The organism is Bacillus sp. FSL P2-0099 (genome assembly GCF_038007445.1).
GTDB lineage: Bacteria > Bacillota > Bacilli > Bacillales > Bacillaceae_G > Bacillus_A > Bacillus_A mycoides.
In genome coordinates this window covers 1,399,531-1,421,873 of sequence record NZ_JBBOXE010000001.1, presented here as the reverse complement: position 1 = coordinate 1,421,873, position 22,343 = coordinate 1,399,531, and the positions used below count along the sequence as shown (strand labels likewise).

The 22,343-nt window shown below is 35.7% G+C and carries 23 protein-coding genes, 3 riboswitches and 1 other annotated feature; of the genes, 4 read left to right on the top strand and 19 right to left on the bottom strand.

What is annotated here, in order from left to right; genetic code table 11:
- Positions 1-6 precede the first annotated feature (6 nt).
- The 3 genes from MKY90_RS07310 to gltP all read right to left on the bottom strand — a co-directional run bounded on the left by MKY90_RS07310 (position 7) and on the right by gltP (position 3,505).
- Positions 7-1,323: a Na+/H+ antiporter NhaC family protein gene (locus tag MKY90_RS07310; protein ID WP_341090923.1), complete on the bottom strand. Its 1,317-nt coding sequence runs from the start codon at positions 1,321-1,323 to the stop codon at positions 7-9.
- 94 nt (positions 1,324-1,417) lie between these two features.
- A riboswitch (SAM riboswitch) is annotated at positions 1,418-1,523 on the bottom strand.
- A 120-nt stretch (positions 1,524-1,643) separates the two neighbouring features.
- Positions 1,644-2,162 (bottom strand): DUF402 domain-containing protein, encoded by a 519-nt coding sequence (locus tag MKY90_RS07305; protein WP_002168807.1) that lies wholly within the window; start codon positions 2,160-2,162, stop codon positions 1,644-1,646.
- Between the two features lie 68 nt (positions 2,163-2,230).
- Positions 2,231-3,505 carry a glutamate/aspartate:proton symporter GltP gene (gltP, locus tag MKY90_RS07300; RefSeq protein WP_002011680.1) on the bottom strand — a complete coding sequence of 425 codons (1,275 nt, stop codon included), beginning with the start codon at positions 3,503-3,505 and terminating at the stop codon, positions 2,231-2,233.
- A gap of 491 nt (positions 3,506-3,996) precedes the next feature.
- On the opposite strand from gltP, the gene MKY90_RS07295 reads away from it, so the two are divergent.
- Complete coding sequence (locus MKY90_RS07295; RefSeq protein WP_215598921.1) at positions 3,997-5,271, top strand: murein hydrolase activator EnvC family protein; 1,275 nt, start codon at positions 3,997-3,999, stop codon at positions 5,269-5,271.
- Positions 5,272-5,369: 98 nt separating this feature from the next.
- A complete protein-coding gene (locus MKY90_RS07290) occupies positions 5,370-5,534 on the top strand; it encodes a hypothetical protein (protein ID WP_003188170.1) in 165 nt (54 codons plus the stop codon).
- 32 nt (positions 5,535-5,566) lie between these two features.
- Here MKY90_RS07290 and MKY90_RS07285 read toward each other — a convergent pair whose 3' ends face one another.
- The 12 genes from MKY90_RS07285 to MKY90_RS07230 form a co-directional block, all read right to left on the bottom strand.
- Positions 5,567-6,922, bottom strand: coding sequence for a sodium-dependent transporter (locus MKY90_RS07285; protein WP_002193229.1), 1,356 nt, complete (start codon positions 6,920-6,922; stop codon positions 5,567-5,569).
- Between the two features lie 111 nt (positions 6,923-7,033).
- Positions 7,034-7,280 (bottom strand) — a binding site (T-box leader).
- Between the two features lie 61 nt (positions 7,281-7,341).
- Positions 7,342-7,959, bottom strand: a complete 618-nt coding sequence (locus MKY90_RS07280) for an NAD(P)-binding protein (RefSeq protein WP_002166092.1) — start codon at positions 7,957-7,959, stop codon at positions 7,342-7,344.
- Entirely contained in the window at positions 7,934-8,686 is a 753-nt protein-coding gene (locus MKY90_RS07275; protein ID WP_002030685.1) for a sirohydrochlorin chelatase, read from the bottom strand. The genes MKY90_RS07280 and MKY90_RS07275 overlap by 26 nt, the downstream gene beginning before the upstream one ends.
- 1 nt (position 8,687) lies before the next feature.
- On the bottom strand, positions 8,688-9,464 hold the full coding sequence (cobA, locus tag MKY90_RS07270; protein ID WP_002030683.1) for a uroporphyrinogen-III C-methyltransferase: 777 nt from the start codon (positions 9,462-9,464) through the stop codon (positions 8,688-8,690).
- An 84-nt stretch (positions 9,465-9,548) separates the two neighbouring features.
- Positions 9,549-9,749: a DUF3906 family protein gene (locus MKY90_RS07265; RefSeq protein ID WP_000366913.1), complete on the bottom strand. Its 201-nt coding sequence runs from the start codon at positions 9,747-9,749 to the stop codon at positions 9,549-9,551.
- Between the two features lie 10 nt (positions 9,750-9,759).
- Positions 9,760-11,382, bottom strand: a complete 1,623-nt coding sequence (locus MKY90_RS07260; protein ID WP_215598922.1) for a nitrite/sulfite reductase — start codon at positions 11,380-11,382, stop codon at positions 9,760-9,762.
- Between the two features lie 11 nt (positions 11,383-11,393).
- A complete protein-coding gene (cysC, locus tag MKY90_RS07255) occupies positions 11,394-11,987 on the bottom strand; it encodes an adenylyl-sulfate kinase (RefSeq protein WP_063219058.1) in 594 nt (197 codons plus the stop codon).
- Positions 11,988-11,999: 12 nt separating this feature from the next.
- Positions 12,000-13,136 carry a sulfate adenylyltransferase gene (sat, locus tag MKY90_RS07250; RefSeq protein ID WP_341090918.1) on the bottom strand — a complete coding sequence of 379 codons (1,137 nt, stop codon included), beginning with the start codon at positions 13,134-13,136 and terminating at the stop codon, positions 12,000-12,002.
- Between the two features lie 39 nt (positions 13,137-13,175).
- Positions 13,176-13,880, bottom strand: a complete 705-nt coding sequence (locus tag MKY90_RS07245) for a phosphoadenylyl-sulfate reductase (protein WP_002011694.1) — start codon at positions 13,878-13,880, stop codon at positions 13,176-13,178.
- An 87-nt stretch (positions 13,881-13,967) separates the two neighbouring features.
- On the bottom strand, positions 13,968-14,111 hold the full coding sequence (locus MKY90_RS07240) for a YezD family protein (protein ID WP_000116159.1): 144 nt from the start codon (positions 14,109-14,111) through the stop codon (positions 13,968-13,970).
- Between the two features lie 72 nt (positions 14,112-14,183).
- Positions 14,184-14,292: riboswitch (SAM riboswitch) on the bottom strand.
- Positions 14,293-14,409: 117 nt separating this feature from the next.
- Complete coding sequence (gene lysA / locus MKY90_RS07235) at positions 14,410-15,726, bottom strand: diaminopimelate decarboxylase (RefSeq protein WP_341090916.1); 1,317 nt, start codon at positions 15,724-15,726, stop codon at positions 14,410-14,412.
- Positions 15,727-15,906: 180 nt separating this feature from the next.
- A riboswitch (Lysine riboswitch) is annotated at positions 15,907-16,088 on the bottom strand.
- Positions 16,089-16,177: 89 nt separating this feature from the next.
- Positions 16,178-16,573 (bottom strand): DUF3888 domain-containing protein, encoded by a 396-nt coding sequence (locus MKY90_RS07230; protein WP_172796649.1) that lies wholly within the window; start codon positions 16,571-16,573, stop codon positions 16,178-16,180.
- Positions 16,574-16,830: 257 nt separating this feature from the next.
- Here MKY90_RS07230 and MKY90_RS07225 point away from each other — a divergent pair, with 257 nt between their 5' ends.
- The gene (locus tag MKY90_RS07225; RefSeq protein WP_341090914.1) at positions 16,831-18,717 is read left to right on the top strand and encodes an LTA synthase family protein; all 1,887 of its coding nucleotides are present in this window, start codon (positions 16,831-16,833) and stop codon (positions 18,715-18,717) included.
- Between the two features lie 182 nt (positions 18,718-18,899).
- Positions 18,900-19,601: a CDP-diacylglycerol--serine O-phosphatidyltransferase gene (gene pssA, locus MKY90_RS07220; RefSeq protein ID WP_002011698.1), complete on the top strand. Its 702-nt coding sequence runs from the start codon at positions 18,900-18,902 to the stop codon at positions 19,599-19,601.
- A 32-nt stretch (positions 19,602-19,633) separates the two neighbouring features.
- Here pssA and MKY90_RS07215 read toward each other — a convergent pair whose 3' ends face one another.
- The 4 genes from MKY90_RS07215 to hisE form a co-directional block, all read right to left on the bottom strand.
- Positions 19,634-20,653 carry a 2-hydroxyacid dehydrogenase family protein gene (locus MKY90_RS07215; protein WP_215598924.1) on the bottom strand — a complete coding sequence of 340 codons (1,020 nt, stop codon included), beginning with the start codon at positions 20,651-20,653 and terminating at the stop codon, positions 19,634-19,636.
- 98 nt (positions 20,654-20,751) lie between these two features.
- Positions 20,752-20,916, bottom strand: a complete 165-nt coding sequence (locus MKY90_RS07210) for a YozQ family protein (RefSeq protein WP_193652749.1) — start codon at positions 20,914-20,916, stop codon at positions 20,752-20,754.
- A gap of 68 nt (positions 20,917-20,984) precedes the next feature.
- On the bottom strand, positions 20,985-22,004 hold the full coding sequence (locus tag MKY90_RS07205) for a histidinol phosphate phosphatase domain-containing protein (protein WP_215598925.1): 1,020 nt from the start codon (positions 22,002-22,004) through the stop codon (positions 20,985-20,987).
- A 12-nt stretch (positions 22,005-22,016) separates the two neighbouring features.
- Positions 22,017-22,340 (bottom strand): phosphoribosyl-ATP diphosphatase, encoded by a 324-nt coding sequence (gene hisE, locus MKY90_RS07200; protein ID WP_341090911.1) that lies wholly within the window; start codon positions 22,338-22,340, stop codon positions 22,017-22,019.
- Between the last annotated feature and the right edge of the window lie 3 nt (positions 22,341-22,343).

The window sequence follows — 22,343 nt, the reverse complement described above, 5'->3', positions numbered from 1 at the left end:
TTTATGTTATGCAGTTTTATGATACTCTTTTTTTTCCGCCACTTTAGAAAATCTCGGGAAACCAATTAATATAGAAATGATTCCACATACTCCAACTAAAATTGGATAAAATGCATATGGTAACAATTCGACCGGAGATAACGCAGCAAATCCTGCCGCTGTTAACATTTGAGCACCATATGGGATTAACCCCTGTACACAGCAAGAGAAAAGATCCAGTACACTCGCTGATTTACGGGGATCAATTTCATACTGATCCGCAATTTTTTTCGCAAGCGGACCTGTAAAAATGATAGAGATTGTATTGTTTGCTGTACACACATTCGTCATACTCACTAAGCCAGCAATACCAAACTCCGCTCCTTTTTTCGAACGAATATTACGTGTTAAAAGATTCATTAAATATTGAATGCCACCATTATACTGGATAAGTTCAACCATACCACCGATTAAAATGGCAAGTAACACTAACTCCATCATACCGCCCATTCCAGTCGTTACACTTTTAAAGAAACTCTCTAACGTATAACTTCCATCTATAAGACCGATAACACCAGATAGTACAGTTCCACCAGTTAATACAATAAGTACATTCCAGCCAAGTAGCGCTGTAACAAGTACACCTGCATATGGTAAAATCTTCACCCAATCAAATGTATGAGCTTTAATTTCTGTATCATTACCTAAAGTAATCATTACTAATAGTACAATTGTAATGATTGCAGCTGGCAATACAATTAAAAAATTCGTTTTAAACTTATCTTTCATTTCTGTTCCTTGCGAACGAACAGCAGCAATTGTCGTATCAGAAATAAATGATAAATTATCACCAAACATCGCTCCACCCACAACAGTAGCCATCGTAAGCGCAATTGAGATATCAGTTTGCCCACTAATACCTACAGCAATCGGTGCTAATGCAGCAATTGTTCCCATTGAAGTTCCCATCGCTAATGAAATAAATGCCCCTATAACAAAAATTCCAGCAACGATAAATCCTTGGGGTAAAATAGATAACGCTAAGTTAACAGTGGAATCAACTCCGCCCATTCCTTTTGCTGTTTCAGAAAACGCCCCTGCAAGCACAAAAATCAGAACCATGATCATAATATCAGGGTTTCCTGCACCTTTAGCAAATCGTTCTACTTTCACATTAAAGCTTTCCTTACGATTCATCACTAAAGCAATTCCTACAGCAATTGAAATTGCTACAAGTATCGGCAATTTATAGAAATCACCTGTAATAATTCCAGAACCAATAAATAGCGCCAAAAATACTCCAAGTGGTAATAAAGCTAAACCATTTCCTCTCGTTTCTTTCAAAGTATCATCTCTCCCTAGTTTTCAACCTTTTCTAATTAACAACAAAAGACCTCTTCCGATGAGAAGAGGTCTTATACATCTATAAGAAACGCTCTTCTCATCTTTCAAGCACACGCTTGCTGGATTTGGCACAGCACTCTGAAATCGAGTCCGCTGCCGAGGCATCGTAGGGCCAGTCCCTCCGCCTCTCTTTATAAGAAGGTTTCATATTTATTTTTTAATAATAATTTCTTTCCTAACTTTACTCGCTTACAAAACAAAAGTCAATTATTTTTTGTATAGATTTTTTTGGTAATTATGCAAAAATATGAATAAACCAATCATTTTAACTTTTCGATTTCTTTATCCAATATTGAGATCCAATAAAATTTTCTATTTTTTATCTTCGCGATAATCCATTTTGTTGTATTCCATGCTAACTCATATTCTTCTTTTGTAACATCACCAATTTTATAGGCATCCTCTAACTCGTCTTCATCCAGTACATAGATTTCACCGTTCGGTAACAATACTACATCTAAATATAAATCATCAAAATAAGGTAAACCACGCTCGTCTATTTTATATTCTTTCGTCACGTCGATATAATATTGCAGTAATTGTTTTTGATTGTCTAACATAGCTGTAATTGCAAAGTTTTCCCCGTTTATAAAATATTGCATCCATGTATACCCATCACCTGCAATGCAAAGCTGTTTACCATTGTATTCTTTATAACTAGGTTCTCTCACTTTTTTTATGTCCAGTATTCCTAACATTCCATCCTCTACTTGCTTAACCATATAATCCTTCTCTATTAGTCGCTTCCACGAAGAACCGTCACCATATTTACGTTTCATTACGTCCGCTCCTCTTCTATATATAGAAAAGCCCCCACATATTATGTGAGAGCTTGTTCATATTATAATTAAGCCGCTTGACCCTTTTCAGATATCTCTTTTAAATAGGCTTGTCCTTTTTCAGCGTCATATTGACCTTCCCACTTAGACATAACTACAGCCGCTAAAGAGTTACCTACAACGTTAACTGCTGTACGAGCCATATCAAGAATACGGTCAATACCTGCAATAAACGCTAAACCTTCAGCTGGAATACCTACTGTACCAAGTGTTGCTAATAATACAACGAATGATACGCCCGGTACACCCGCGATACCTTTTGATGTAACCATTAATACAAGTAATAACGTAATTTGTTGTGTAATGGATAATTCAATACCGTACATTTGCGCTAAGAAAATTGCCGCAATTGCTTGATATAAAGTTGATCCATCTAAGTTAAATGAATAACCTGTTGGAATAACGAAAGATGTAATTGCTTTCGGACAACCGAATTTCTCCATTTTCTCCATAATTTTCGGTAAAACCGTTTCTGAACTTGCTGTAGAATACGCTAAGATCAGCTCGTCTTTTAAAATCTTAAAGAATTGGAAAATGTTTATTCCAAATATTTTCGCTGTAAGTCCTAATACAACTACAACGAAGAAGATCATTGCTCCGTATACTACAATGAGTAATTTCCCTAATGGAATTAATGAAGCTAATCCGAATGTAGAAACTGTAACACCAATTAATGCGAATACACCAAATGGTGCAAACTTCATAACTTGGTTCGTTACATAAAACATTGCATCTGCTACACCTTGGAAAAATTGTAGAACTGGTTTACCACGCTCACCAATTGCTGCTACACCTAAACCAAATAATACTGAGAAGAAGATAATAGCAAGCATATCACCTTCAGCTAATGATTTCATAATGTTCGTCGGAACAATATTTACAAACGTATCCGCGAACGAATGACTTTGTACTTGCTCTGTCGTATGTGTATATTTAGAAATATCTGTTTTTGTTAACTTATCCATATCAACGCCTTTTCCAGGTTGGAAAATGTTTGCTATTAATAAACCAACAACAATTGCAAGTGTTGTAATAATTTCAAAGTAAATAATTGTTTTTCCGCCTAGTCGACCTAACTTTTTAATATCGCCAACACCAGCAACCCCAACAACAATACTCGCTACAACAATCGGTACAACAATCATCTTAATTAATCGGATGAAAATATCACCAATTGGTTGTAAGTACTTCACGACTTCCTGATTGCCAAAGAAAATCGCCCCAACTGTAATACCAAGCGCAAGTCCTATTAAAATTTGCCATGCAAGTCCTATTCTTTTCATACTTGTGGTACCCCCCTCTTCGATGTGTCACTCTATCTCTCATTCTATCTCTATAAAACTTGAAATTAAGAGTATTACATATTATTCGACAATTCACTACATTTTGTCCCTGTTGAAAATCATAAATCAAAATTTAAAATCTGACAACAAAATAAGTTTGCACGAATGCAAATAATTTTCTTGACAAAAACAAACTCCATGTCAGAAAACCTCACATGAAATCGATTCCTTACTAGTGATTGATAGGTTTTTAAAATACTGTTTCATTATGGAAAACTCCATCATTTCCCATATTTTTTTTAAAAATATAGAAATTGATATCTTTTTCTATACATTCAAGAATTTTAACTTTATGACAAACACTACGAAAAGATACTAAATTCCGACAAAACTTAGCAAAATTATAAAATTTTCTTTACATTATGATTACAACGATAGACACTCTTCTTCTTATGATATATAACATTCATAGGGAAAGGAGCAAGACAACCATGAAAAAGAAATTTGCAGCATTTAGTGTTTTAGCAGCTGGAACGATTTTCGTTTCCCCGTTACTTTCACCCGTATACGCTGAAACGAATGAGAATAAATTATCTAATATTCAATCCGAATTAGAAGGCAAACAAAATGACTTACAAAATAAATCAGCTGAGAAAGAACAAATAGAAAAAGAAATCCAGGAATTACAAAAGAAAATCGACGAATTAACTACTTCTATTAATAAAAACGAAGCTGAATTAAACGATACAAAAAAAGAAATTAGCAACACACAGCAAGTTATTACTGAAAAAAAGAAACATATAGAGCAATTACAAACGAATATAGATACACGACAGGAAGTTATTAAACAACGACTACAATCTATGCAAGAAAAGCCTCGTACGAGTATCATTACAGAAGTAATAACAAGTTCTGCAAATATTGCCGATCTTGTTGATAATATGTATTCTGTAAGTTTAATTTTAAATAACGATACAGATATTGTGAAAAAGCAAACAAGTGATCAGAATGCTGTGACGACAGAAAAAGAAGCTGTTGAGAAAAAAGAGCAACAATTGAAAGAATCCGAGCAAAAATTAGAACAAAAACAGCAAGAATTACAAAGTAACCAACAACAGCAACAAACTTTTATTAACGATCTACATACGAAAGTAGCAAAAGTAGATTCAGAGATTGAAGGGTTAGAAGAATCAAAAGGCATTTTAGAAAACCAGCGTCAAGCTGTTCAAAAAGCAATTGAAGAAGAAAAACGTGCAGAAGAAGCGCGTAAAGCTGAAGAGGCACGTAAGGCTGAGGAAGCAAAAAAACAAGCCGCCGCTTCTGCTAAAGAAAGCACACAATCCGCACCAACACCGCAAGATACGAACAAAGGTGGATTTATTAAACCTGCCGCTGGATCGAAAACTTCAGGATTTGGTACACGTTCTTTAGATAACCATAAAGGAATCGATATCGCATCTTCAGGAACAGTGCCAATTATTGCCGCTGCAGATGGCGTCGTTATCCGTTCAGAATTATCCTCTAGTTACGGAAATGTTGTATACTTATCTCACCGTATAAACGGAAAAACATATACAACTGTATATGCACATATGAGTAGCCGTTCTGTATCTAATGGACAAACTGTAAAACAAGGCACTCAACTTGGCTTTATGGGGAACACTGGCCAATCATACGGACAACATTTACACTTCGAACTTCACCTTGGGGAATGGAATGTTGGTAAGACAAACGCAGTTGATCCGTCTCCTTATATCGGATTATAAAAAACTCGGTGCATACCGAGTTTTTTTTACTACTTCACACTTTTTAGGCGTTTTACATAAACTACAACTAAATGCCTATATTTTGCGGGGTGATAAATATGAATACACAATTACAAGAAGAAATAGAAGAAGCTAGAGAAACATATATTGGCCGGCTATTTACATTCGGCGGCTCAGCGTTATTTTTAATTGGATCATTTATCGCAGTTGTCACAGCTTATAAAGCATATAATCGCTTATTAAATACTTCTACAACACAATAAAAAGACGGAGAATCCACATCTCCGTCTTTTTATTATGCAAACATTTTAAATACGCCTATCGCATTTAAAAATACGATAATTACAGTTACCGGAATAACATAACGAAGTAAGAAGAACCAAATGTTAAATAATGTTTTCCCTTTCGTTTCCGTAACTTCTAATTCTTTCATTAATAACTCTTTACTCATTTTATTTGGTACGAATAGCGAAATGGCTAGCACCCCGAGTGGCAGTAATACATTACTTACCGAAAAATCGACGAAATCAAAGAATGTCTTACCAAATATTTTTACATCACTCATAATTCCAAACGATAACGCTGATGGAATACCAACTGCAAAAATAAGAATACCAATTAATAAAGAAGCTGACGGACGCTTCTTCTCATTATCTTTCGCAACAGATGCTACTACAATTTCAAGCATTGAAATCGCAGATGTTAAAGTCGCAAAGAAGAATAACACTAAAAACATAATGAAGAAAAATTGTCCAAATGGAATTTTCGCAAAGACAGCAGGAAGAACGATAAACAGTAGCCCTGGTCCTTCTGTCGGTTTAACTCCTAATGCGAAAATCGCTGGGAAAATCGCTAATCCTGCAAGTACTGTAATAAATACAGTTAAACTTACAATAGATGTTGCTGATTTAGCTAAGTGCTCTTCTTTCTTTAAATACGAACTATACGTTACCATTACCGAGGCACCTACCGTTAGCGAGAAGAAAGATTGTCCCATCGCATATAAAATCGTATCTGCTGTAAGCTTTGAAAAATCTGGTTTTAAGAAGAACTCTACCCCAGCCATAGCACCATCAAGTGTTAACGCACGAATAATGATAGCAATAAATAAAACGAATAATAACGGCATCATGTACTTACTTGCTTTTTCTATGCCTTTTTCCACACCTTTACTAACAACAAAAATGGTACAAAGCATAAAGATGAATTGCGCCCCAATCGCACTTACTGGATTTGAAATTGTTTCAGCAAACAATTGTCCATAATCGACTACTCCGTTCCAGAAACTACCTGTGACACTATAGTATAAATAAAGTAAAATCCATCCACCTACAACACTATAAAAAGATAGCACGCTAAAACAAGTAACAACCCCCATACGACCAATCCAAGGATATAACTTGCTATTCGGTACTAATACTTTATAAGCTGTAACGGCCTCTTTTTGAGTACTACGGCCAATAACAAATTCAGCTAAAAGAAGAGGCATACCAATAAATAAAGTTAATAGTAAGAATACAAGGAAGAATGCGCCTCCCCCACCATTACCTGCAACATATGGAAACTTCCATATTGCACCAAGACCTACTGCGGCTCCGGCTGCTGCGAGTACAAAGCCAATTTTCGACGTCCATTGCTGTGTTTCTTTCATCATAAATTCTCCTTTTCTGAATATTATAACTTTTAACAATTATACACTTTCATTTCATACTCGCACACCTCCTTTAGAAAATAAAAAAGTCCCCTACACGCAAATATGCATGTAGAGGACGATATATGTAATAGAATACCGTGGTACCACCTCAATTGGATCAATAAATCCCACTTGTTCAGGTACAGGAAAATTCCGATACCCTATCCTTTTAACGGCGGAACCCGGGTTGCCTACTGCAATGTTCAGCATACCTCTCGCAAGCCCATTCTGTATATTTTATCGTACCGGGCTCACACCTTACCCCAGCTCTCTGAACGCATCAAATATACGTACTCTTCTTGCTCATCGATTTCATCTTTTGAAGTTACTTGTGATTATAAATTATATTTTTATATTTGTAAAGCACAATTCACTCACTATCCTATATAAATTCCCCTCTCTAATTCTTGTAAAAAAAGCTCTCTTTTTTGTTCACTTTGAACATATATCGACTTTAATACTTCTTGTAACAATATATTTTTTTGCCTTTTCTCTACTTGTAATTCTTTCACTTTTAGTCTAACTTCATATAAAAAATCAAGATACGATTCATACTTCTCATCATATTTATTTGCGATATCATCACGAATTTTTTTTGCAAGTTTCGGACTTGCCCCTCCAGTAGAAACAGCTACATTAAGTAATCCACGATGAATTGCCGCCGGAAAATGAACATTTCCACTTTCCGGATTCGTAATAACATTTACCAATTGATTCACTGCGGCATCTTCAGCAATTTGTTCATTTAGTACCGAATCACTAGTCGCTGCAACTACTAAAAAAGCATCTTTAATATCACTTTTCTCATACTCTCTTTGATACCAACGAATTTGCTTTTCTTCTACAAGTTTCACTAAATTTGCATCTAATTCTGTACTTACTACAACAATATCCGCACCTTGTTTTAGTAAAGGAATAATTTTAAACCCCGCTACTTTCCCTCCACCAATGACAACAACACGTTTCTTATCAACTCGCACTGTAAGTGGATACATATTGATCTCCCTTCAATATTTCCTCTGTTTTCTGAATTAACATCTCTCGAAACGCTACATTCTTTCCTAAATAGGGACTTATTTTTATCTCTTCCGACTCATATTGACGCACTTCTTTCTCAACATGTTTCATGAGTAAGCCTGTAAATAATAAGTAAGGTAACACAACAATGTTCCGTTCTTTTTGTTCTACAATTTCTTTCAACCTCTCATCAAACTTCGGCTCCGCGGCTGCTAAATAACAAACTTCCACCTCTTTAATGTTCTCTTCTTTTTGAAATAAAGAAGAAATCCACTTTATGTCTTGTAAAGTTTCCGGATCACTACTCCCTCTTGCAACGAGCAAAAGTGTTACTTCTTCTTTATAGTCTTTAATACCACTTCCGTTATATACCGCTTTTACAAGCACTTCTGATACACCAAATGGATTACCATACACTATTTTGATATCCGGATATTCCTCGTTTAACTTTCGTAATTCAAACGGAATATCTTTCTTTACATGTCCTGCCGCTAATAAAAAAACAGGAATAGCGACAATCTCTGTAGCACCACGCTTCACACATGTACGAAATCCTTCTTCAATAGAAGGATTCGCTAGCTCTAAAAAACAAATTTCTTGAATATTTGCCTCTACACGGTTCATACATGACGTAATAAATGCAACCGCTTCTTCTTTTGCTGCTTTCAAACGACTTCCATGACATATATATATAACAGCCTTCATTTTACAATACTCCGCTTACTTGATATGCATTTTCCGTTTGTTTCTCAAACCAATGTATCTTTTCTCTAAAACGGACAACTTCTCCAATAACAATCATACTTGGATTTTGAATTCGTTCTTTTTTGGCAACATCTACAATTGTTCCTAACGTCGCTGTAACAGTACGCTGCATAGATGTCGTTCCCCACTCAATGATAGCGGCAGGTGTACTTTGATCTTTTCCATGTTTTATTAGTTGTTCACATATGTAAGGTAAATTACTAACCCCCATATAGACCGCTAATGTATCTACACCTTTCGCTAAACTTTCCCACTTCACTTCCTCTTCAGCCCCTTCTTTCCGGTGCCCTGTCACAACAGCAAAACTTGCACTTGCATCGCGATGCGTTACTGGAATTCCAGCATAAGCAGGAGCAGCTATACCAGCTGAAATACCAGGAATAATTTCAAATGGGATACTTTGCTTCGCTAACGCTTCAGCTTCTTCTCCACCTCTTCCAAATACAAATGGATCTCCGCCCTTAAGTCTCGTTACAACTTTTCCTTTTTTCGCATATTTAATAAGAAATGTGTTAATTGTCTCTTGCTTCATCGTGTGATAATTTGGGAGTTTCCCACAATAAATTAAATCCGCTTCAGGCTTTGCATGAGAAAGCAATTCTTTATTCACGAGACGGTCGTACAATATAACATCAGCCTTCTCGATGCATCTCAACCCTTTAACAGTAATTAAATCCGGATCACCAGGACCCGCCCCGACGATATAAACCTTCCCCATAATCTCTCCTCATTTCTACTATAAAATGAAACTTCCACTCTTAATCATGAATGGAAGTTACTATTATTTCGTATTACATGTTCTCTACTCATGAATAACAAATGCCGCCCCTTTTCGAATCTTCTTTTTTTCAAACAAAGAAATCTCTTTCACTTCTGGTAACGGTAAAAAATGTTTTTCAAGCTCAATTTCCGCAAGCTTAAATGCCTGTTCTTCACTCTGAGCAACGACAACAATTGGAACAATACTATTTACTAATACAGCTTCAAATCGATATAAGTCCATATTGCCCCTCCTAAGATGCTATTACTTCTTCTAATACACGATTTAGTACAATTTGTAATTCTTCCACTCCAACACGTCCTACGAAATCATAAAACGTTTCGGCTAGTAATTTATTCTTTTGGAAATAACTTAAAAAGGACACGAGAACATCCGGCAAATCTTCTCCATCTATTTTCCCTTTTAACTTTTCGTTATATGCTCCTCCGTCTAATAGTGTTCCGCCCACATATATTTCAAACGCCTCAACGATTCCCTTTTCCTTCGTTTTCAGTTTTATCCCTTGCAAACCAATATCAGCAATTTGACGTTGACCACATGAGTTCGGGCATCCTACCATATGAATTCGAACTGGAACATCGAGTGCAATTTGTGTATCTAAGTACTCTGCGATTTTGCGTAATCTTTCTTTCGTTTCTACTAACGCAAGATTGCAATACTCAATGCCAGTACATGAAACCGCATGACCGATAAACGATTTCGGATTTGCTGAAATTGCTTCAAACAACGGTTCACTTAATAATCCTGCAACTTTTTCCGGCGGAACATTCGGAATAATGAAGTTTTGAGAGTTACAAGTTCGAATTTGCCCGTTTCCATATTTCTTCGCAATTCTTGCAATCTCAAACATTTCCTCTGCGTGTAAACGCCCTACTGGTACATTAAAGCCGACATACTTTAATCCTGCTTGTTTTTGATCTTGAACGCCATAAAAGTATCCTGCATTCCAGCCTTTGAGAGCACTTCCCCCTTTACTTTGCAATGGTCCTGTATACTCTATTAGTTTCTCTTTAAATTTCTCCGCACCCCAGTCAGCAACAAGAAATTTCAAACGTGCTAAATGACGCTTTTCACGATATCCAAAATCACGGAATATAGTAGCAATTGCAATCGACACTGCCTTCACTTCTTCTGGTAAAACGAATACATCTAATTCTTCCGCTAAGTACGGACGAGCTGATAATCCTCCGCCTATTTTTATATGAAACCCAACCTTTTCCTCACCATTTATTTCTTTCGTAGCAGGTGTAAACGCCACACAGTTAATCTCTGCATTTGCTGAATTATAAATGTTAGAACTAATAGACATTTTGAATTTACGTGGTAGATTAGAAAACTCTTCATTATGTTGGAAGTAATCGTATATTTCTTTAACAATCGATGTTGTATCAAATAGTTCATTCGCATCAATTCCAGCAAGTGGATTTCCTGTGATATTACGCGTAATATCACCGCATGCCCCCGCTGAAGATAAACCAACTCTAGCTAACCTCTTAAAAATATCCGGAATTTGCCCAATTTCTAACCAATGAAACTGAATCGCCTGTCTTGTCGTAATATCTAACACATCACGCCCATAATCTTCAGCAATGGAAGCCAGCACCTCTGCCTGCGCATTTGTAATAATTCCAGAAGGAATGTTGACACGCATCATAAAATAGCCCGCTTCTTTTGGTCTTTGCAAATACAATCCCGCCCATTTAAAAGCGTCCCACTCTTCTTTCGGAATAGATTCAAATCCATTCTCCGCATAGTAAGGAATATCATTAAAGATTTCTAATCCATCTTTTTCTAATTTCTTTTTCTCGGACGGATTCAATTTTTCATTATTTGCCCATACTTTTTCATAAGTCATTTTTAATCCCCCTATATAAAACTACGCTCTTGTAAGTATTTCACGATTTGTTCTGCACATTCTTCAATAGAATACTTGTGCGTTTCTACAATTAATTCTGCTTGTTTTGGTTCCTCATACGGTGAATCAACACCAGTAAACTCTTTAATATCACCTTGTCTCGCTTTTTTGTATAACCCTTTTGGATCACGTTTTTCACACTCTTCAATTGGACATTTTACAAACACTTCTATAAACTCATCTGCCGCTAATAAATCCCTAACTTGTTTTCGATCTAATTGAAATGGTGAAATGAACGCTGTAAGGACAACAGTACCTTGATCTACAAATAGCTTCGCCACTTCGCCAATACGTCTTATATTTTCCATACGATCACTTTCAGAAAAACCTAAGTCTTTATTTAAACCGTGCCGAATGTTATCCCCATCTAGCACATAATTTCCTATATTCTTTTCAAATAGTTTACGAGCAACCGCATTCGCTACTGTAGATTTACCTGAAGCTGATAAACCAGTAAACCAAACTACAAAACTGTGATGCCCATTCTTCACTCTTCTCTCATCTTTTGAAACAGAAGCTGTATGCCAAGTAATATTCGTATCCATCTCATTCTCTCCCTATTCTGTTACTACTTCTTTTTTCAAACCTTTAATTAGCACTTCCACTACTTCTTTACGACTAAATGTACTTGGCGGAATCTCACCATTCCTTAACATTTCTCGTACTTTCGTACCCGATAAAATGACACGGTCTTCTTTTCCATGCGGACATGTTTTCGTTGAAGCCATTGCTTCACATTTCGTGCAGTAAAAACTATGTTCAAAAAATAACGGCGTAATCCCTAACTCTTCTACTGTAAAATTCGTAAAGATTTCCTGCGCTTCATATGTTCCGTAATAGTCCCCTACCCCAGCATGATCACGCCCTACAATAAAGTGGGTACAACCAAAGTTCTTTCTTACTAGTGCATGAAATATCGCTTCCCTTGGTCCTGCGTAACGCATTGCTGCAGGAAATACACCTAAAAAGACACGATCTTTCGGATAATAGTTTTGAAGTAATACTTCATAGCTTTCCATCCTTACATCAGCAGGAATATCATCTGACTTCGTTTCCCCAACGAGCGGATTTAAAAAGAGACCATCTACAATTTCAAGGGCAGATTTTTGAATATACTCATGGGCACGATGTACTGGGTTTCTCGTTTGAAATCCAACTACTGTTTTCCAACCGCGTTTTTTAAATTCTTCTCTCGTTTCAATTGGATCTAAATGATAAGAAGGAAACGGATTATTTCCAAAGCGTTTTGTAAGAATAATAGCTCCTCCAACGTAAACGTTTGGTCGTTCATATAATTTTTTCACCCCTGGATGTGCTTCATCCATCGTTTTATATACAAGTAACGCTTCTTTTTCTTTATCTGGTACAAAAATATCTTCTATTTGAATAACACCATATACATTTCCGGCGTTGACAAGTTTTACTTCCTCTCCAGCCTGCAGTTTCTCGGCTACTTCTTCTGTTACCGGTAGTGTAATCGGTATACTCCATACGCTACCATTTGCTAAACGAAGCGTTTCTACTACTGAATCATAATCTCTCTTCCCTAAAAATCCTGTAAGAGGGCTATATCCTCCTGTCGCCAAAAGTTCTAAATCACTAAGTGCAATTTTGTCTATCTCGATTTCCTTTACAATGTTCGATATTTCATATGTTTCATCAATGCGGTTTACTAATTCATTTGTTGTACTCATCTTCTTATATCCCTTCTTAGCTTTATTTCAAAATCTATCTCATTGAAAGTGAAGGCCACATTCCGTCTTCATTTTCCCAGCCCATCTTCCATCTCTTGAGTTGCCACCATCACCTACAGGTAATGTACATTTCTCACACCCAATACTCGGATAGCCAACATCATGCAATGGGTTATACGGCAAACTATGTTTATATACATATCGCCAAACTTCTTTCCAAGTCCAATGAATGAGTGGACAAACTTTAATAGATTGAAAACGACGATCTTGATTTATAAACTGTGTATGCTTACGCGTTTCTGATTGTTCCCTTCTTAAGCCTGATATCCACGCTTTTTCCGCTGCTAATGATTTTTCTAACGGTAAAATTTTTCTAATACTACAGCAAAGATTCGGATTACTTTCCCATAACTTCTCTCCATGAAGCTTCGCTTGTTCATCGAGTGTAAGTTCTGGCTGTTTTTCTATAATATTTAATGAAGGAAATCTCTCGCGTACCTTCTTAATTAATTCGTATGTTTCTTGAAAATGAACATTTGTATCCAAAAATACAACTTTAGCAGATGGATTTACTTGGTTTATAAGATGCAATAAAACCATTCCCTCCACCCCAAAGCTACATGCATATACAATTTCATCTTTATATTCGTTATAAGCCCAACTTAATACTGATAGCGCGCCTTTCGTTTCATCTTCTTCAGAAAATGAAACACTATTTTCTTTCCACGTTTCGTACGTCAACATGTTTTTTCCCCCTGTAAAAGCAAAAAGACGGCTTTAACCTATTAAAAATAGATTAAAACCGCCTCTAGTTTTTCTAGTCAGCGCTTTTTACTTTAAACGAACCTTTTCACTTTTTTCTAATTGAATCACTTTTCCATCTTGCACAACAATTGTAATGGAACCATATTTCATATCAGCAAGCATCGCTTGAATTTTCTCAGATACTTCATCAAAATGCTCCCGTACGCTCACGCAAACAGCCCCCCTTTTTATTCATAAAAAAAATCTTTCCCATTTCGAAAAGACTGTTCGGTAATATATTTTACCTTATCTTTCAAAATGGATTCCATTTTGCTGGATTTAGCACCTTGCTTTCTATAAGCAGGTTGCCGAGCTTCGTAGGGCCAGTTCCCTCAGCTTCTCTTGATAAGCTTTGTATTTGTATTTTATCACAATTCTGATTTTTTTCAATCCTAGTTTTCCGATATATTTAATTATTTTTATTTTTTTAAAAGGAGCTGCCTTTACTAGACAACTCCTTCTTTCTCATTCACACCAGCTCTTTAATACGTATGCGATCGTTCCCAATGATATTTTCATATGTTTCACGTTCTACGACAGTTTGTGACGTCCCGCCTTTTGCAAAGACGACAGCTGGTCTACGAATACGATTATAATTATTCGCCATCGAGTACCCATATGCCCCCGTGCAAGAAATTGCTAGTAAATCAGAAGAAGCAACTTGCGGTAAGTTAATATCCCAAATCAGCATATCTCCACTTTCACAGCATTTCCCAGCAATCGAAACGAGTTCCTCATTCTCATCATTCCCTCGATTCGCCAACATCGCCTCATAACGGGCTCCGTATAGCGCTGGTCTTAAATTATCTGTCATTCCACCATCGACTGAAACATATTTCCGAATGCCAGGAATCTCTTTCACCGCTCCGACTGTATAAAGTGTTGTTCCAGCATCACCTACAATACTACGACCTGGTTCAATCCATATTTCTGGAAGCGGATATTCACATAATGTAAATTGTTCTCTTATCGTACTTGTTACAGCGTGCACATACGTTTCAAGTGTTAACGGTGTATCTGAATCCGTATAACGTATACCGAAACCTCCGCCCACATTTAATACTTTCATCACATAATGTGTTCGCTCTCTCACTTCTTCTAAAAATTGGCGGAGTACTTCAATTGCTCGAACAAATCCAGCCGTTTCAAATATTTGTGATCCGATGTGCGAGTGAATTCCTAGCACATTATAATTTGATTTTTGCAAGGCAAGCTCAATTGCTTGCATCGCTTGACCATTTGAAACACCAAATCCAAATTTCGAATCCTCTTGACCTGTTGTTATATATTCGTGTGTATGTGCCTCTACTCCAGGCGTTACACGGATTAATATGTTCACAAATTTCCCATGTTGCATTGCTAAATCATGTAAAATTTCTAATTCTAAGAAATTATCTACTACAAAACAACCGATATTCGCCTGAAGAGCCATAATCATTTCTTCTTCTGTTTTATTATTTCCGTGAAAATGAATACGCGATGCCGGAAAACCAGCTTGGAGCGCAGTATATAATTCTCCTCCAGAAACAACATCTAAAGACATATTCTCTTCACGAGCTACTCGGCACATCTCCATGCACAAGAACGCCTTGCTTGCATATGCTACTTGATAAGAGAAACCACTTTCTTTAAAAGCACGATGAAACGCGCGGCACTTTCCTCGAATAGACTCTTCATCGTATACATAAAGTGGTGTTCCGTATTGTTTTGCTAGCTGCGTCGTATCGCACCCACCAATTTCTAAGTGTCCTTGCCCATTGATTCGGCTTGTGCCGTGTAAATACATTTGAATTCCTCCCTTATTTCCTCTAAAACTCATAACCCCAATCTTCTATTCATTGCAGCACGCTTTTAGATAGACAAAAAACGCGCGGAACAATGTTCACACGCGTTTCTTATTAGGAAAAATATATATTGAAAAAATAAACGAGTTGTTATCTCCTCAAAATAAGAAACCGCATCAACATCTCCAAATAGCTCTTCATAAAATAAATCTTATGACAGTACTACATTTATTCAATGCAGTCCCAATATATGAATAAGATGGTTATTCTTATATTTCGGCAATAGTCCCTTTCAACCCATGATCACAGATTCCATTAAATCTCCCATAGCTTACTCTTTCCTATCGCGGCCTCTACCTTTGAGAGTAGATGAGGTAAGTCTATTTAATTTTCAAACATCTAATTGTTGCTATTAACAATACCAAAGGACCATTTTATTTGTCAAACAATTTTTTATATTGTTTTTTTACAGTTTAATTTCGTATCATTTGGTAAGCGCTTTACTGAAACCTTTGTCACTTCCCATTCGCCCTCTTCGTTATTAAATGTAATCGTTACCTTCTCAAATGGTGGAACAATTTTCCCACCAACCTGTTCATACTTCGTTACTTCAATACTCGCTTGAAATAAATATGTACCACTATACACTTTTTTTAAACTAATAATTTTAGGACATTGATAAGGCTTCAAGCTCCCATATTGTTTTTCAATTACCTTATTTATTTTTGGAAATAAAACAGAATAAAGGGCATCTTCCATAAGGGGTGCATCATATTGTGCTACCGATACACTCGGTGAAGCAAAAAGTATAACACTACTGCATACTATAAAATATAATAATTTTCGCATTATAACCTCCGTTTTATTACTCGATTCTTTTTGCGCACGATAATTATCATACATAGAAACTCCGTTTTATTGTCTCCCACTGCCCTTTTTCTACTCAATTATTATAAAAAAGCCCACAACTCTCTTTTATTTTCGTATAATGATACTCATAGTATAATAAACATAATAACAAAGGACTGTTCGTATATATAAAATGAGGCGCTAATCAAACCGGCTCACTCACAAGAACCGTCATGCTTTTAGGAGAGGAGTATATTATGCTACAAAATCTGTTTCCAAAACTGCGATTTGCACTAGTTGCAGTCGTTTTATTATGGATAAAAACATATATTGTGTACAAGCTAGCATTTGATATTAGAATTGATAACTTCTTTGAAGAGTTTATGCTTTTTATTAACCCACTAGCTTCGTTACTTTTATTTTTTGGTTTCGCTTTACTTGCATCTAAGTACCGAAACCGAATTATTATTGTAATTAGTTTTATACTGTCATTTATTTTATTTGGAAATGCAATGTTTTACGGGTTCTATAACGATTTTGTTACTTTCCCTGTTTTATTCCAAACAAATAATATGGCTGACTTAGGGACGAGTATAAAAGAACTCTTTACGTATAAAACATTACTTTTATTTGCAGACGCAATTATTTTAATGTTTATTTTGCGTAAATTCCCATCATTTGGTGATAAAACACCCCTTTCTCGCTCTGAGAAGCGAACTTTCTTTAGCGGTGTAACAGTATTATTAGCACTACAAATTGTTGTTTCAGTTATATATAAACCACAAATGTTCTCACGCTCATTTGATCGTCAAACTGTCGTGAAAAATTTAGGGTTATACACATATCATCTATTTGATATTACACTTCAATCTAAGTCTTCAGCTGAGCGTGTATTTGCAAGTGGAGACGGGTTCTCTGAAATTAAAAACTATACAGACTCAAAAGATAAACAAGTTGATAAAAACTTATTTGGAGCTGCAAAGGGTAAAAATGTAATTTTAATTTCAATGGAATCTACACAAAGTTTTGTTATTAATAAAAAAATAAATGGAAAAGAGATTACTCCATTTTTAAATGAGTTTATTAAAGATAGTTTTTATTTCGATAACTTCTATCATCAAACGGGACAAGGTAAAACTTCTGATGCTGAATTTATCGTTGAAAATTCCCTTTATCCGTTAGACCGTGGTTCTGTATTCTTTACTCATGCAACAAATGAATACACTGCCACACCAGAACAATTAAAGAAATACGGATATTCTTCTGCTGTCTTCCATTCAAACGATAAAACGTTTTGGAATCGTGACGTAATGTATCCTGCGCTTGGATATGATCGTTACTTTAATTTAAATGATTACGTAGGAACGGAACAAATGTCTGTCGGTTGGGGATTAAAAGATAAAGAGTTCTTTGAGCAATCTATTCCAAAGTTAAAATCTTTACCACAACCGTTCTATACAAAATTTATTACGTTAACAAACCATTTTCCATTTCTTCTAAATCCAGAAGATCAATATGTTGATGAATTTAATTCCGAAAGTGGTGTTTTAAATCGCTACTTCCCAACCGTTCGTTACACGGATGAAGCTCTTCAATTATTTATTAAACAATTGAAAGACGAAGGACTGTATGATAATTCCGTTATTGTCATTTATGGTGATCATTACGGCATTTCTGAAAACCATAATGCAGCTATGGCTCAGTTCCTTGGGAAAGACGCTATTACACCGTTTGATTCTATGCAATTACAACGCGTCCCTCTCATTATTCATGTGCCTGGCCAAGAAGGAAAGGTCATCTCTAAAGTATCTGGTCAAATTGATATTAAACCAACGTTACTTCATTTTCTTGGTATTAAAACAAATCAATCCGTAGAATTTGGAACAGACTTATTTACGAAAGAAAAAGACCCTCTTATGGTAATGCGGGACGGCAGTTTTGTTTCGGAAGATTATGTTTATACAAAAAATATGTGCTATAAAAGAAGCACAGGTGAAGAAGCTGATTTAACACTATGTCAGCCTTATATTGAAAAAGCAAAAACAGAATTAAAATTATCCGACAAACTCATTTATGGAGATTTATTACGATTTGATCCTAACAATCGATATAAAACCGGAACGATGACAACGAAATTTGAATAGTGTAGGAAGCAACTTTACAAAAGTTGCTTCCTTTTTTTACTTATTTTTCAAATTTCTCTTCTATACAATCTTTCACAAATTGGGAATTTTTTTCGTATGAGAAAGAAATTTATGGTATGATAAAATAAGTAAACTTTCATACACTAATTAAGAATTTATAACAGAAAGCAAGGGATCAGATTTTGTATAGAGCAGCTATTCCAAACTTATTTACGCTCGGGAATTTATATAGCGGATTTTTGTCAATCGGCTATGCATCTTTAGGATATTATAAATCAGCTGCTATTTTAGTACTGATCGGGATGATGTTAGATAGTCTTGATGGTCGTGTCGCTCGTTTATTACGCGTTGATTCACAAATGGGAAAAGAGCTTGATTCACTCGCGGATGTTGTAACATTTGGCGCAGCACCTGCTGTTTTAATGTATTACACATCTTTTTCCAACTATGGAATCATTGGACTATACATAGCGGGATTATTCCCTCTGTTCGGAGCATATCGCTTAGCACGATTTAATGTAACACCATCTTCTACTTCTATGAAATATTTCACTGGAGTTCCGATTACTGCAGCAGGAGGGCTTGTTGCTTTCTTAACATTATTTTCACATACCATTCCAAAAATCGTTCTCATTACCGTATTTGTAACGTTCGCATTTTTAATGGTGAGCCGTGTTCGTATCCCAAGTTTAAAAGATGTACCAATTCCACGATATAGCATAATTATTACACTATTTTTAGTTGGAATTATTATCACAATGTACCAAACAAGTTTTGGCAACATTTCTGTTTTCTTATTCATTGCCATTCCACTATACATTTTGTATATGTTATCTCAATTTATTAGACAAAGACCTTCTAAAAAAGCGAATAAAGAAAAATAAAAAAACCTTCCGTATTTCGGAAGGTTTCTTTTTTATTTTGTAACTAATACTTTTTGATTTACAGGTGTTACAGGTTCTTCACCATTTAATACAGCTAAAATATTTCTTACTGCCATTTCAGCCATTGCATCACGTGTTTCGAATGTTGCATTTCCTACGTGAGGAGCAAGTACTACATTCTTTAATCCTTTTAGCTCTTCTGTAATTTTCGGTTCAAATTCAAATACGTCAAGAGCTGCACCTTCAATTTCATTCGTTTTTAGTGCATGAGCAAGTGCAAATTCATGCATAATTGGTCCACGTGAAGCATTTATAATATATGCTGTTTTCTTCATCATTTTAAACTGTTCTTCATCAATCATATGATGTAATTTCGGATTATAAGCACAGTTAATTGTAATAAAGTCCGCTGTTTGTAATAATTCTTCCAACGTTACGTATGTCGCTTCCAGTTCACTTTCAGCTTCAGGCTTTCGATTTGGTCCTGTATATAAAACATTCATTCCAAATGCTCTCGCACGCTTTGCAACTGCCTTCCCGATTTCTCCAAGGCCAATAATTCCGATTGTCTTACCGTGTACTTCGCGGCCCAAGAAGAATAACGGTGCCCATCCGTTAAATCCAGTTGTACGACATAACGTATCACCTTCAGGAATTCTACGTGCCGCTGCTAAAAGCAGTGCAAACGTTAATTCTGCTGTTGCCTCTGTAGATACTTTCGGCGTATTTGTAACAGCAATACCCTTTTCTCCAGCATATGTGTAATCAATATTATCGTAACCAGCACCATAATTTGCGATAATTTTCAAGTTTGGTGCTGCGTCAATAACCTCTTTCGATACCTTCGTAGAAAGTAAGCTTAAAAGTGCATCTTTATCTTTTACACGTTCTGCTAACTCTTCTACACTAATTAATTCTTCTTTATTATACATTTCTACATCATGATTTTCCAATAATTCTAATCCGATTTCTGGAATTTTCCCTGCTACTAATATTTTCGCCACTCTACTAACACCTCTTCTATACAAAATATGATATCTCTTATATTTCATTGTAAGAAATCTACATATAAAAACCAAGGAATTTGATTATAGTTTTGAAAATCGACACTTTTCCATAAAAAAAGAGGAGATGCAACTCTCCCCTCTTTTTACGCTTTTTCTTGCGATTCTTTCCCAAGCTTCGCATCGATTGTTCCTTCTGCAACTGTATCGCTAATTTGTTCCTCAATAACTGAGTTAGCAGTATTATTTGTTTCAGAAGTATAGGCTTGATCTACCGCTTGTACGTTTTGTTTATTTTGTTGTTTCGCCATTTTTTATCCTCCTTTTCATTCTTTCTTATTTTGAACAAAAAGAGTGATTTTCATCAAAAAATCGTGTTTCATTTTGAAATTATTCCTTCTTCTTCAAGCAATCTCATCGTTCTTACTCGTTTCGTAAATGTAGCTATGTGAGAAATATCATGATTGCGTAATGTCTTTATATTCTCTTCCACATACTTTCCTAAATCGTTCGGATAATGGGCATCTGAGGATAGAGTAATCGGAATTCCATGCTTAGCTAATACTTGTAAATAAAGCGGACTTGGGCACATTTCGCGCACAGGATATCGATAGTACAATCCCGCATTTATTTCTGTTGCTGTATTTGTTTCCACTAACGCACGAGCAATTTCCTTATAATAAGAAAGCTGTTCATTCTCATCTAACCGGTAATTAAATACTTTTATGTTATCGAGGTGAGCTATAATATCAAAAAGATCGGAACGAACAGCACTTTCAACTGTAGCGAAAAACGTGTGATATAAAGTATGTAACTCATGCGTACCAAAATACTCTTTCGTATCTGGATTATCAAATCCCCATCCATCTATAAAATGGACCGAACCGATTACATAATCAAAGTCTCCTAATGCTAGTAAACCTTTTAACTCTTGTTCACCCCCGATAAAATAATCCGCTTCAATTCCAAGTTTGAGCGTTATCCCTCGTTTACTCCATCGCTCTTTTGCCTCTTCAATCGCCTTTGTAAAATCATAAATAGACGTTACTCTTACTTGATCTAACCATTCTTTTTGCAGGCGACCAAGCTTAGAATCACTAATATCTACATACTTTTCATAATATCCTTTCGCTTCATGAAAACGATATAAATGATCGACAATGCCAACTTCTTTTATACCTTTTCGCTCAGCTTCTTCTAAATATAAATCAATCCATTTCGCTGTAAATGGACCTTCCTTCACACGTCTTTGCAGGCGTTCTTGTGTTTTCATAAGCCATTCCATAGAATGTTTTTCTTCTTTAAGCGGTTCAAAATATTGTAGCGCATCATTTATTTTAGCTAGCCACCCTATTGAATATGGCCCTTCTTCTAAATGAATGTGATAGTCCACTTTCATCCATATTCCCCCTTATAATGTATCTATTTCTCTTCTGTCCCCTACTCGCGAAAGCTTTCCATTTCTTTCTTTCACTTCTTGCATGACATCTTCTAATGAAATATTTTTTTCGGCTAATAGAACAAAACAGTGATAGAACACATCAACCATTTCTTTTACTATTTCTTCTTTATCATTATTTTTAGACGCAATAATTACTTCGGTGCACTCCTCACCAATTTTCTTTAAAATTTTATCTTCACCTTTTGAAAATAAATAATTCGTATATGATTCAGAGAGTGGATTTTTCTTTCGTTCTTCAATTGTTTCAAATAATAACTTAAGGATATCTTCCATATG